The 12,790-nt window shown below is 66.3% G+C and carries 11 protein-coding genes; 1 reads left to right on the top strand and 10 read right to left on the bottom strand.

Features of this window, described 5'->3' with window-relative positions; all coding sequences use genetic code 11:
* Positions 1 to 30 precede the first annotated feature (30 nt).
* The 8 genes from der to ndk are packed head-to-tail and all read right to left on the bottom strand — an operon-like array spanning position 31 to position 7,838.
* Entirely contained in the window at positions 31 to 1,410 is a 1,380-nt protein-coding gene (gene der / locus KDG50_10410) for a ribosome biogenesis GTPase Der (GenBank protein MCB1865834.1), read from the bottom strand.
* A 24-nt stretch (positions 1,411 to 1,434) separates the two neighbouring features.
* The gene (gene bamB, locus KDG50_10405) at positions 1,435 to 2,610 is read right to left on the bottom strand and encodes an outer membrane protein assembly factor BamB (protein ID MCB1865833.1); all 1,176 of its coding nucleotides are present in this window, start codon (positions 2,608 to 2,610) and stop codon (positions 1,435 to 1,437) included.
* Positions 2,603 to 3,238, bottom strand: coding sequence for a tetratricopeptide repeat protein (locus KDG50_10400; protein MCB1865832.1), 636 nt, complete (start codon positions 3,236 to 3,238; stop codon positions 2,603 to 2,605). Before KDG50_10400 ends, bamB begins: the two co-directional genes overlap by 8 nt.
* A gap of 21 nt (positions 3,239 to 3,259) precedes the next feature.
* Positions 3,260 to 4,534 carry a histidine--tRNA ligase gene (gene hisS, locus KDG50_10395; GenBank protein ID MCB1865831.1) on the bottom strand — a complete coding sequence of 425 codons (1,275 nt, stop codon included), beginning with the start codon at positions 4,532 to 4,534 and terminating at the stop codon, positions 3,260 to 3,262.
* Between the two features lie 2 nt (positions 4,535 to 4,536).
* Entirely contained in the window at positions 4,537 to 5,568 is a 1,032-nt protein-coding gene (locus tag KDG50_10390) for a helix-turn-helix domain-containing protein (protein MCB1865830.1), read from the bottom strand.
* Positions 5,565 to 6,341 (bottom strand): type IV pilus biogenesis/stability protein PilW, encoded by a 777-nt coding sequence (gene pilW, locus KDG50_10385; protein ID MCB1865829.1) that lies wholly within the window; start codon positions 6,339 to 6,341, stop codon positions 5,565 to 5,567. Before pilW ends, KDG50_10390 begins: the two co-directional genes overlap by 4 nt.
* Positions 6,338 to 7,480, bottom strand: coding sequence for a 23S rRNA (adenine(2503)-C(2))-methyltransferase RlmN (gene rlmN / locus KDG50_10380; GenBank protein MCB1865828.1), 1,143 nt, complete (start codon positions 7,478 to 7,480; stop codon positions 6,338 to 6,340). The genes pilW and rlmN overlap by 4 nt, the downstream gene beginning before the upstream one ends.
* Positions 7,407 to 7,838 (bottom strand): nucleoside-diphosphate kinase, encoded by a 432-nt coding sequence (ndk, locus tag KDG50_10375; protein MCB1865827.1) that lies wholly within the window; start codon positions 7,836 to 7,838, stop codon positions 7,407 to 7,409. The genes rlmN and ndk overlap by 74 nt, the downstream gene beginning before the upstream one ends.
* Before the next feature lie 179 nt (positions 7,839 to 8,017).
* On the opposite strand from ndk, the gene KDG50_10370 reads away from it, so the two are divergent.
* Positions 8,018 to 9,508, top strand: coding sequence for an AAA family ATPase (locus KDG50_10370; GenBank protein ID MCB1865826.1), 1,491 nt, complete (start codon positions 8,018 to 8,020; stop codon positions 9,506 to 9,508).
* A 42-nt stretch (positions 9,509 to 9,550) separates the two neighbouring features.
* On the opposite strand, the gene KDG50_10365 is transcribed toward KDG50_10370, so the two are convergent.
* Both KDG50_10365 and KDG50_10360 read right to left on the bottom strand, forming a co-directional pair.
* Positions 9,551 to 11,761 carry a hypothetical protein gene (locus KDG50_10365; GenBank protein MCB1865825.1) on the bottom strand — a complete coding sequence of 737 codons (2,211 nt, stop codon included), beginning with the start codon at positions 11,759 to 11,761 and terminating at the stop codon, positions 9,551 to 9,553.
* A gap of 183 nt (positions 11,762 to 11,944) precedes the next feature.
* The gene (locus KDG50_10360) at positions 11,945 to 12,751 is read right to left on the bottom strand and encodes a helix-turn-helix transcriptional regulator (GenBank protein ID MCB1865824.1); all 807 of its coding nucleotides are present in this window, start codon (positions 12,749 to 12,751) and stop codon (positions 11,945 to 11,947) included.
* Between the last annotated feature and the right edge of the window lie 39 nt (positions 12,752 to 12,790).

Here is a 12,790-nt window from a genome sequence, read left to right as displayed (position 1 = left end):
TCGAACGCGGCGCGGATGCCGGGCGCGAACTCAGCGCCGTTCGCTGCGACCACGCTTGCTTCCGGAAGGCTTCGGTCGGCGTTTGGCGCGTGACGCGTACGGGTTCTCGGTACCGCGGAACTCCAGCCGGATCGGTGTCCCGTGCAGCCGGAACGACTCACGGAAATGGTTTTCCAGATAACGCCGGTAGTTTGCCGGCGTGCGGTCGGCCTGGGTGCCGTGGATCACGATCACCGGCGGAAACCGCCCGCCCTGGTGTGCGTAACGCAGGCGGACGCGCCGGCCACGCTGCAACGGCGGCTGGTGCGCGGTGAGTGCCGCGGCGAGCGCGTCGTTCAGGGCCGGGGTCGCGAGCGTGCGCCCGGCCGCCGCATGCACGCCGAGCAGGGTCTCGAACAGTTCGCCGACGCCACTGCCGTGCAGCGCGGAGATGAAGTGCACCGGCGCCCAGCGCACGAAACCGAGTCGCAGGTCGAGCTCGCGGCGCACGTTGTCGCGCGCATCCGGCCGCAGCCCGTCCCATTTGTTCACGGCCACGACCAGCGCGCGGCCACGATCGAGGGCCATGCCGAGGATGGTCTGGTCCTGTTCGGTGACGCCCTCGTGCGCATCCAGAACCACCAGAACGACTTGCGCCTTTTCAATGGCTTGCAGCGCCTTTATGACGCTGAACTTCTCGATGGCGGACTCGACGTGCGAGCGCCGCCGCACGCCGGCCGTGTCGATCAGCGTATAGCGCTGGCCGTCGCGCTCGAACGGCACGTCGATGGCGTCGCGCGTCGTGCCGGGTTGATCGTAGGCGATGACCCGTTCGGCACCGACGATGCGGTTGATCAGCGTCGACTTGCCGACATTCGGCCGGCCGATGACGGCCACCGCAACGCCGTCGACCGCATCCTCGTGCTCGGTCGAGGCGTCCGCCGGAAGGGCCGCGTCGATGCGCTCGAGCAGTTGCGCAATCCCGCTGCCGTGCGCAGCGGCGATCGCGAGCGGCTCGCCCAACCCGAGCGCGTGCAGTTCGCCGATCAGCACGCGCGGGTCGATGCCATCGGTTTTGTTCGCGGCGAGAATCACGGGCTTGCCGGCGCGACGCAGTTCAGCGACGATTTCGAGGTCCTGTGCGCCAGGCTCCTCGCGGGCGTCGAGCAGCAGGACGACGACATCGGCCTCGGCGATCGCGACCCGGGCCTGGCGCGCCATGTGCAGGTCGATCCCGGTCTCGAGTCCGGACAGCCCGCCGGTATCGACGACGATGAAGGGGCGCTCGGCCCGGCGTGCCACGCCGTAGCGTCGATCGCGCGTGAGCCCGGGTTCGTCCGCGACCAGTGCGTCGCGGCTTGCCGTCAGGCGATTGAAGAGTGTGGATTTGCCGACGTTCGGTCGGCCCACCAGAGCGACGACCGCAAGCATCCGGTCAACTGCTGCTTGGTGGCGTCAGCGACCGGCGAGCGGTCGGTACGCCGCGAGTTCGCCGCCGTCTCCGAGCCAGACGACCTGTTCGCCATCCCCCGCCGGACGCGCGGTCACGCCGGCGCGGTCGATCCGCTCGTGGCCGACAAGATGGCCATCGTCGGCGGCGAGCCAGATCAGGTTGCCCTCGTTGTCGCCGACGCCGACCCAGCGGTCCGCGAGCCCGACCGGAGACAGGCGGCGCCCGGCAAGTGCCTGCTGGCGCCACAGGGCCCGGCCGGTGCCGGGGTCGATCGACCAGACGTCACCAGCCGCATCGCTGATGTAGAGAAACGCGCCGTCGGTGACGGCGCCCTGGAACGCCGAGAACTCACGCTGCCAGAGCACGGTCCCGGTGGTTGCGTCCACGGCCGCGAGACGACCCTGGTAGCTCGTCACGAACAGGGTATCGCCGACCAGCAGCGGATCGCCGTCCAGATCAACCATGCGATCGAGTTCCGAGCGACCGCTCGGCACCGCGACTGCCGCGTCCCAGCGCTCGCGCCCGTCGGCGAGCGCCAGACCCACGAGGTGCCCGTTCGCGAGCCCGACCGCGACGATGGGACCGACCGCGACCGGCGCGCTGTCGCCACGCAGGCTCAGCGCCGGCACGGCACGACCGTAGCGCCATACGGCACTCCCGTCGGACTTCGCGCGCGCGTGGACTTCGCCGTCGGCGGTACGAGCAACCACGACGGTTTCGGTCACCGCAGGGGCCGCAAGCACTTCACTGGACAGGGCCGCACGCCAGCGCTCGGCGCCCGTGGCGGCATCCAGCGCGATCAGATCGCCCTGCGTCGTCCCGACCACGACCAGATCCCCGCCGACGCCGGGACCGCCGCTGACCGGGGCATCGGTGTCGACTTCCCAGCGGCGCGCACCGTCCGACCATGAATACGCACCGACCTGGCCGTCGGCATCCGCGACATAGACCGTGTTGTCGCGTACCTGCGGCGCGAGCCGCAGGACCTGCTTGTCGGCGCCGGCGCCGGTATCCACCGACCAGAGGCGCTCGATCGGCGAACCGGTCTCGATCTTCGGCAACGGCCCGTAGCTGGGTTTGTCGTCGCTCCACAGCTTGCTGATGCCGCAGCCCGAGAGCGAAGCAAGTGCGCCGGCAAGCGCCGCCGCGACCAGCAGCCGGCTGCGCGCCTCAGTCATTGCCCAGGCCCAGATCGGCAAGCTGCATGCGCACCAGCGCCGCGGCGCCGGTGCCCTTGTCCAGGGCGGCACGGTACTCGGTGGCCGCCAGCTGGATGTCCCCACGCGCGACGGCGATGTCGCCACGAATGCGGTGATATTCAGCTTCGAACGCACCGGCCGGCGCCCCGGCATCCAGCAGGGCGGCCGCTTCGTCGAGCTTGCCAAGGTCGATCTTCACTCGCGCCAGACGCAGCCGCGCGACATGCGACAGCCCGGCATCCGGTGCGCGATCGAGCGCAAGCTGAAGTGCGGATTCCGCTGCGGCCGGGCCGGCCTTCTGCACCTGCAGGGTCGCACGCATGAGTTCCGCGAAGTAGGCATACCCACCCTCCGCGGCATCGCCGGCGAGGGCCTGCGCGTATTCGGCGACGGTCTTGTCGTCGCCGGTTCGCGCCGCTTCTTCGAGCTGGCTGTAGGTCAGCGAGGCCTCGGCGATCTTGCGCTGCTCGTTCGACTGGTAGGCGTTCCAGCCGTAGATGCCGAGCAGACCGAGCACGACGCCGGCAATCAGCGACTTGCCGTTTTCGCGCCACCACTTCTTGATGGCCTCGACTTGTTCCTCTTCGGTCTCGTAGTGACTGGCCATTCAGGGCTCCAACATTTGATTTCAGTCGGCCATGCTCGCGCGCAGCACGTCCGCGAGGGCATCCAGCGCGACTTCGCTCTGGGCGTCGTTGCCGCGCAGGGGCTTGAGGCCCGCGACGCCGCGCGCAAGTTCGTCGTCACCGAGGACGATGGCGTAGTGCGCGCCACTGCGATCGGCCTTCTTGAACTGGCTTTTGAAGCTGCCGCCGCCGCAATGGGTCACGACCCGTAGTGCCGGCGCCGCATCCCGCAGCTGCTCGGCCAGCGCCGGGCCGCGCATTGTCGCCTGTTCCCCGACCAAAACCCAATAGACGTCCACGCCGCGCTCCGGCAGTGGCCGGTCCGCGGCCTCCAGCACACCGAGCAGCCGCTCGATGCCGAGCGCGAATCCGACCGCCGGGGTCGCCGGACCGCCGAGTTGTCCGACCAGGCCGTCATAGCGCCCGCCCGCGCAGACCGTGCCCTGGGCGCCGAGCGTATCGGTGACCCATTCGAAAACCGTGTCGGTGTAGTAGTCGAGCCCGCGCACAAGCAGCGGATCGACCACGTAGGCGATGCCGGCCGCCTCCAGCCCCGTACACAGGCCCTCGAAATGCGCCCGTGAGCGCTCGCCGAGGTGCTGTTCGAGCTTTGGCGCGGCCTCGACCAGCGCGCGCATGCGCGGGTTCTTGGTGTCGAGGATGCGCAGCGGATTGCGCTCGAGGCGGTTTCGGCTGTCCTCGTCGAGCACATCGAAATGTTCGCGGAAATACGCAATCAGCTCGGCACGATGGCTGGCGCGTTCTTCGGGCCGGCCGAGCGTGTTGATGCGCAGCCCGACCTGATCGCCCAGGCCCAGCTCGCGCCATAGTCGCGCGGTCATCGCGATCAGCTCGACATCGATATCCGGGCCGGCGAGGCCGAACGCCTCGACACCGAGCTGGTGAAACTGCCGGTAGCGGCCTTTCTGCGGGCGTTCGTGGCGAAACATCGGCCCCATGTACCAGAGCCGCCGCGGCGGTTCGGGGACCAGAGCGTGTTCGATCGCCGCACGCACACAGCTCGCCGTGCCCTCGGGGCGCAGGGTCAGCCCGTCGCCGTTGCGGTCGGCGAAGCTGTACATCTCCTTCTCGACGATATCGGTCGCCTCGCCGATGGAACGCGCGAACAGGGCCGTGGATTCCACGATGGGCGTGCGAATCTCGCTGTAGCCGTAGCGCGCGACCAGCTCGCGCAGGACCAGCTCCAGCGCCTGCCAGCGCGCGCTCGCGTCCGGCAGGAGGTCGTGCATCCCGCGGATGGCCGTGATGCGGTCCATGTTCAATCCAGCGTCGGCGTGCCGGCGCTCAGGCGCGCGATGTTGCCGCGTGTGTGCGGCGCGAGGTCGACCGGTTGGCCGTCTTCCAGCAGGGTCACGGCGGCGGCGTTGCCGAGCGTCATGCGAAACGGTGGCGCACCATCGAGCGGTCGACTCGACCCGGCCTGGATCGTGCCGAAGAGCACGCGCGCGCCGTTCGCGTCGCGCACATCCACCCAGCAGTCCTCGGCGAAGCGCAGCTCCAGCCCGCCGGCCTTCGCGACCGGCGCAGCCGCAGTCTCCACGACGGCCGGGGTCGGGCCCGCAGCGGTCGGCGGCTCGGTTGATGGCGCCTGTGCTGCCAGCGGCGCCCGGTTCGCCTCGGGGACTGGCGCTGGTGCGTCAGGCAGATCGGCCGGCGGCTGGACGGGCACCGCCGCAACGAACTCCGGCACGGGCGCCGCGGTTTCGGCCGATGCCGGCGTGTCGAGTGGATTGGCCGGCGCGTTCGCCAGATCGTCCGCGGTGACGAACGGAACCCGAACCGCAGCCGGCGGCAGCGCGACGGTTCGCGCAGGCGTGGTCACCGAGCCGCGTTCGCCACGCTCGGCCGGCGCACTCGACGCATCGCGACGGGTCGGCTCCTCGCGTGCCTGCCACCACAACAACACCCCGGCGATCAGGGCAATCACAATCGCCGCCGTGACCAGCTTTACGACCAGGTGACTGCTGTGCAGCTGTTTCGTCCGCACGCCCGCCGTGTCGATGCGCACCGCGCGGGCCTGCGGATTGAGCCGTGCGTAATCCGCCAGCAGCGGATCGGCACTGAGCCCCATGAGGCGTGCGTAGTTGCGGATATAGCCGCGCACGAACACCTCCTCCGGAAGGTGTTCGTAGTCGTCGGTTTCCAGCGCGTCGAGTACGCGTTCGGTCAGACGCAGTTCGCGTGCGACATCCGCGCGCTCCAGCCGCCGCGCCTCGCGCGCCGCACGCAGCTGCTGGCCGGGGCTTGAGCTGTAAGCGGTGCTGTCGTCGGCGTCCAGGTCGGGAATCATGGTGCGCGACTCAGGGACTGGAAGTAGCGCTGCGCCTCGTCGGAGTCCGGGAAGCGCTGCACCAGCTGTTCGGCATATCGCGCGACGGCATCCGTGTCGTTGAGTTCGCGCTCCGCGCGGATGCCCAGCCAGAGGCTGGCCGCGGTCGGTTGCGCAACCTGTTCATAGCGCTGCAGGTATGCGCGCGTGGACAGGTGAATGCCCTTCTCGAAACTCAGCTTCGCCATCTGCAGAAGGACCCGCGGCTGGGTCGGTTTCTTGACGAGAGATTCCCGCAGCAGACGTTCACCGCGCTCGCTATCGCCGGCCTGCAACGCACACAGACCGGAGTTCGACAGCGCCACCTCCGGTTCGCGATACAGGGGATTTCGCAAGGCCGCGTCGAACTGTTCGGTGGCCTTGTCGTAGCGCTTCTGCGCACAGTAGAACGCGCCGACCGCGTTGCGGATATACGGGTTCGCCGGATCGAATTCCACCGCCTTGAGAAAGTATTCCTCGGCGAGTTCGTTCTGATTCAGGCGCTGGTAGATCATGCCGGCGACGTTGTTGGCCATGCCGAACTTCGGATCGATGGCAAGCGAACGCTGAATCTGTGCAAGCGCGATTTCGGCCGCGCCCTGCTGCATGTAGGCGACGGCGAGTTCCTGATACGTCTTGGCCAGCGCGTGATCAGTATCGCGCGAACTGATCTCATCGCTGGGCTGGTTCGTCTGGCAGGCACCGAGCGCCAGCACGATCAAACCGAACGCGGCCACACGCAGGAATCTGCTCATGACACAAGCGCGCGCTGCGCGCGCCGCCCCCGGTCGTTCACACGCCCGACGAGCTGCCCGCAGGCCGCGTCAATGTCCTCACCGCGCGGGCGGCGCGTCACACAGGTCAGCCCGCGCGCAACGAGCACATCGCGGAACGCATCGATCGTCGACTGCGGCGAGCGCCGATACCCCGTGCCCGGAAACGGGTTGAACGGAATGAGATTGACCTTGGCCGGCACATCGCGCAGCAACGCGCCCAGCGCACGCGCCTGCGCGAGCGAGTCGTTCACGCCTTCGATCATCACGTATTCGAAGGTCACACGCGCGCGGGCCTCGTCGGCGACGTAACGACGACAGGCCGCAAGCAAATCGGCGATCGGGTACTTGCGGTTCAGGGGCACGAGTTCGCTGCGCAGATCGTCGTCGGGCGCGTGCAGTGATACCGCGAGGCTCACGGGCGCGACTTCACGCAGGCGCTCGATCATCGGCACGACGCCGGCGGTGGAGACCGTCACGCGACGGCGTGACAGACCGTAAGCGAGATCATCCAGCATCAGGCGCAGCGCCGGCGCCAGGGCGTCCAGGTTCAGCAGCGGCTCGCCCATGCCCATGAGCACGACGTTCGTTACACGGCCGGCGCCGAGGCGGCGTTCCGCCTGCCAGAGCTGACCGATGATCTCGTCGGTGGTCAGATCGCGGCTGAAGCCCTGCTGCGCCGTCGAACAGAAACGGCAGTCCAGCGCGCAGCCGACCTGCGAGGAGACGCACAGGGTTCCACGATCCGGTTCCGGGATGAACACGCTCTCGATGCGCTGACCGTCGCCGAGTTCCAGCAGCCACTTGCGGGTTTGGTCAAGCGCGTGCTGCTCCGTGCCGATCGGCGGCGCCTGGACGGTCGCGCGTTCCGCTAGCCGTTCGCGCAGGTCGCGCGAAAGGTCGGTCATCTGCGCGAAATCGGTCACGCCGTGCTGGTGGATCCACTTCAGAACCTGCCGCGCGCGAAACGGCCGCTCGCCGAGACCTTCAAACCAGGTCTCGAGCGCGGCACGGTCCAGCGGCAGCAGGTTCGTTACAGTCACGTCCTCAGCGCGTGCGCGGGCACAGCTCGTTGTCGGCGAAAAAGAATGCAATCTCGGCGCGTGCGGTGTCGGGGCCATCGGAACCGTGCACGGCATTTTCGTCGACGGTCTTCGCGAAATCCGCGCGGATCGTGCCCGGCGCGGCCTTGGCCGGATCGGTCGCCCCCATCACCTCGCGGTGCTTCGCAATGGCGCCCTCGCCTTCGAGCACCTGCACCATGACCGGGCCGGACATCATGAACGAAACGAGGTCATTGTAGAACGGCCGTTCGCGGTGGACCGCGTAGAAGCCCTGCGCCTGCTGTTCGGACAGGTGCAGCATTTTCGCGGCAACGACGCGCAGGCCGGCGGCCTCGAAACGGGCATAGATCTGGCCGATCACGTTCTTGGCCACGGCATCGGGCTTGATGATCGACAGGGTGCGTTCGACGGACATTGGGACTCCGTGATTCAGTTCGGAAAAAATACGCCCCGCCGTGGGCGGGGCCGATGGTAGAAGGGCAACCCTAGTAGTCTACCGGACGGCCGGGCGCGGGCCAATCAGGCATGGCACCGGCTAAGATGCCGTGATCCACCTGCCCCCCGCCGCCTGGCCAGATTGCACAAGGAACTTCGATGAGTAGCCACCAGCGCCCCATGCTCGACAAGCTCGCCAAGGCCATGGCCTCGCGCTATCCGCTCGTCTACCTGCTCGGCTGGGACGAACCGCGCATGGAGGCCCTGCTGCGGCCGATCACATCGCGCGTGAAGTCGCCCGGCTTGGTGATCTGGACGGCCACGACCGGTTTCTCGGCACCGTTCGGCGGCGACGGTCAGTCCACGCCGATTACCGATCCGGTGGAGGCCCTGGCCTGGATCGCCGCACGCGACACCGCCGGCGTCTATCTGCTGAAAGACCTGCCGGCGTGGTTCGAAGGGAACCCGCGGCTGGTACGGGCCGTGCGCGACCTCTACGCGGCCCTGCGCCAGCGCGATGTGGTCGTGTTCATGTCGCACCCCGAGCTCGTGCTGCCGGAGGTGCTGAAGAAGGAAATCTTCCTCATCGAAGTGCCACTGCCGGCCGAAGACGAGATCCTCGAGGTGCTGACCGAGCGCACGGCCGGCCGCAACATCCAGCCCGAACACCTGCACCGGCTGGCCGGCGCGCTGCGTGGCCTGTCGCAGAACGAGATCCAGCATGTCGTCTCGCGCCTGCTGCTGCCGCAGGTGTTCGATCACCACAAGGCGCTGCTCGAAGCCCAGGAAGAGAAATCGCAGCTGCTGCGCAAGGAGAGCGTGCTGCGTTTCTATGGTGCCGAGTGGTCGATGAAGGACGTCGGCGGACTCGACCAGCTGCGCGACTGGGTGCTCAAGCGCAAATACCTGTTTTCGGAGCGTGCTTTGAGTTCCGGAGTTCCGCTGCCGTCGGGGCTGTTGCTCATGGGTGTCAGCGGCTGCGGCAAGTCCATGGCCGCGAAGGCGATCGCCGCGGCCTGGGAACTGCCCCTGGTCCGGCTCGACATGAGCCTGGTGCTGTCGGGCAGTTTCGGCACGCCGGAGTACGCCTTCGAGAACGCCGCGCGTCTGGCGGCGGAGATCGCCCCCATCGTGTTGTGGATCGACGAGATCGAGAACGCCTTCGGTTTCGACCGCGCCGCGCACGGCGGCGGCAACGTGAACATCCTGTCCAGTTTCCTGACCTGGATGCAGGAAAAGTCACCGAAAGTTTTCATCGCGGCGACCGCCAACCGCATCCAGGAACTGCCTGCGGAGTTCATGCGCAAGGGTCGCTTCGACCAGCTGTTCTTTCTGGACCTGCCCAACAAGAAGGAACGCGCGGAGATTCTGCGCATTCACATCACGCGCCACGGTGGCGACCCGACAAAGTTCAACCTCGACTATCTGGCCGCGGCGACTCGCGAATGGAGCGGTGCAGAGATCGAACAGGCCGTCAAATCCGCCCGCATCGACGCGTATCAGGAAAACCGCGCGTTCACCGAACAGGACGTCGCGCGCGGCACGACACGCATGGTCCCGCTCTCGCGCACCATGACCGAACAGATCAAGGCCATCCGCGACTGGTCGTTCCAGCGCGCGATCCCCGCCTCGACCCAGGGTCCGGTCTGACCGGCAGGTCCGGAGCGATCGAGTCCGACGTCGGGCCGATCGTTAGCGAACCCCGTAGCTACGCCACCGGCCGAACGCGGCCAGGCACAACAGCATCCCCATCAGCACAATGACGGCGCGCCAATCCAGCGCCGGAACCGCGGCGGCGGCATGGTTCGTGAACGTGCAGGTAACCGACTCACCAGGCGCCAGATTGATCGAGGCGATCGCAACGCCGACATTGCCGGAGCTGTCCGCGCTTGGATCCACGCACGCCACGCTGACCAGGTGGAATCCCTCGACCAGTGTCTGACTGACACCGTACGGGCCCGGAGGAACGCTGAACATCATCGAATTCTGCAGGCCGCCGTCCAGATCGTCATCGAGGGTGAATCCGCCCAGACTGCCGAAGAAGCCGAAGTCCTGGGCGTCGTCAGGAACGGTATCCTGGAAGATCGTGATCGAACCCTCGTTGTTCGGACAGTTGCCGGGCTGCACGGCCGTGAACGGATCGAAGTCCACGTCGGCACTCACGCTGTCGCCGCTGCCCGGGCCTACGCCCGACGGGCCGGTCGACGCGCCCCACCAGTTGTTCTCGAACACCGTCAGGCTGCCGGTCTGGTTGTCCACGCCGGCTGCGTTCAGGACCACGCAGTTGTCTGCGGAAGTGGCCTCGAACGACGAGGTCGTTCCGGTCAGGGTCACGCCAGCGGTGCTGTTGTAGAGAATCCGGTTGCTGGCGACCACCACGCCACCGTCGTTCTCAAAGCGTATGCCCGTGCCATTCGGGATCGCACCCGTGCCGGCCAGGTCCGCTCCGATGATGTTGTTGGTCACGGTATTGCCGTTGCCCACCGTGTTCGGGCCGGTAACAAGAACACCGACACTGTTGCCGGAGATGATGTTCGCCTCGCCGACGCCCGCGCCACCGACAGTGGTTGACGACAGAGCCGCCGATCCGTTCGCCGCGAGCATCACGCCATTGGTGCCGTTACCGATCGCCACGGTTCCAGTGATGTCCGTTCCAATCAGATTCGCGAGCACCATATTGCCGCTACTGGGATTGTTGCCCGCCGCGACTCGCACGCCAATCTGCGTGTTACCGGAGATCAGGTTGCCGTTGGGCGCGCCGCCAATCAGATTGTTCGAACCCCAGACGATGTTGACACCCCCGACGTTGGGGATCGCCGCCGTGCCGGCCGCGTTGGTCCCGATCCTGTTGCTGCGGATGATGTTGTCCGATGAACCCTGGTTGATGATGACGCCGCGCGCGCCGTTGCCCGAGATCAGATTGCCGGACACCAGGCTCATGCCCGTCGGGGTGCGAATATGCACGCCTTCCGTATCATTTCCGACTGCCGCGGTGCCAGTCGCATTCGTGCCGATGTAGTTGTCGCTGATGGTGCTGCTTGGGGCGTTGACCCGCACACCCTCTTCGTTACCACCGATCACATTGCCGAGGATCATGTTGCCCGTCGACGCAGCACCGGCCAGTTCAACGCCGAAGCCACCGTTGCCGTGATTCAGCGTTCCGGTCGGATCCAGACCGATGTAATTGTTCTGAATGGTATTACCGGTCCCGCCCAGATTGATGCGAATGCCGTAGCCGGTGGTGGTGCCGCCGCTGCCATTGCTGATGACGTTGCGATCAGCCGGCGTGGGCCCGCCAACCATGGTGGACGCCATCGCATCGCCCGTGATGCCGCGCTGGCTGGCCATCGCGGAGCCATCCGGCAATACGCCCATGAAGTTGCCGGCGATCGTGTGGCCCGAACCACCGCCGCCGGGTGGCACCGGGCTGAGCGGCCCCGGAACAAACATCGCGCCACGGCAATTGACGATCGAAAAGCCGCGAATGACCGCTCGATCGCCAAGCAGCACGAACCCATCCACCGCTCCGCCCGGCCCAGCATCACAACTGATGATGACGCGGATGTCCGCATCATTGCCAACAGCAAGCGTGTTGGCCGAAGCCCCGGCCTGTGTATAACCGTCAATCGTCACGTCATCACTGGTGATGCCGGGCAGCGCCGTGGCGAGATTGATGGTATGCGGTCCGGCACCTGGAATCGCAAAGCTGATGGTGTGGGGCCCGGCCGCCCCGTTGGCATCCGTGATCGCCTGGCGCAGTGAACCCGCGCCGGCATCCAGAGTGTTGATGACTGAGAAAGATGCGCCATGCGCGGGAATAACGCTTGCACCGGCAATCACGGCAAGGATTCCAAGCCAAGCCCGTTTGCCGGAACGAATGGTTACATGATCTGAACGCCCCATGACACTCTCCCGTTTTGTTGTATCGGCCGCGTATTCGGTGAAGGCGCACACACATGCACGCTCGCGCTTTACGCAAGATGCTCACGCCGCTCTTCGCGGACCATACGCATTCAATGTAGGGATAACTTGAAAAAAGCTGCTACCGTCATCAGACAGCAACAGTGAGCGGAACGCGGCCGGTTGTCAGTCCGTTTCGGAACAGACCGCGAACTGCGCGCCAACCGGGCCGGCAAGAATCGCCGTTGGACTGAAACCGAACATCATGACGAAGGTTCGAGTCAGGTGCGCGGAATCGGAAAATCCCGCCACATGCGCCGAGTGCGTCAGATTCTCGCCTTTGGCAAGGGTGACCAATACCGATTTAAGTCGACGCCAAAGAATGAACTGTCGAACCGTGGTGCCGGTTTCCGCACGGAACAGATGCATCACTCGACTGGGCGACAAGCCCACGACCGCAGCAATGTCTTCAAGCTTCATCGCGCCCGGGAGGGCATGATCGATGTGCGCAACGATACGCCCGATCCTGGTATCGAGTGCCGGTGTACCCAGAGACTCAGGAAACCACCTCACGACGGCATCCTGAAACAGCCCCCGGGCCTGCGGGCAAGAGATCCGGCCGCCATGAAACTCGCGCAGCCGATGGAGGTCCTCGGCATGCACATCAAAACACCGGATACCATGCAAAAAGACGGATTCTTGTGCGCATTTGTGGCGCCAATACAGCGGGTGGTTGACGTCGACGAAAAAGGTCACGAACCGCCCCGGCGTATCGCCCTGGTAGACGGTGCCCGGGAGAATCAGAAACCCCGTGGTCGTACGCCACTGCCCGTCTCCCTGGGCGCGAATCCGGCATTCGCCATCCAGCACATAGGTGATCTGAATGGCGTGATGACTGTGCAGCTTGCTGCATGCCTCTAGGCCGGCGTAAAGGCCGCAGTCTTCCCACAGGAAAAGTCGAGTTTTGGGTGGGTCACCTTGCTGATTCATCATCTCTGTTCAGGTGACGATCCAGCTGCGGAGCGTAACGGG

This window comes from Chromatiales bacterium (genome assembly GCA_020445605.1).
In the GTDB taxonomy this organism is placed as follows: Bacteria; Pseudomonadota; Gammaproteobacteria; order JAGRGH01; family JAGRGH01; genus JAGRGH01.
Note: the sequence above shows the minus strand (reverse complement) of the source record. Positions and strands in the feature narration are given on the sequence as shown.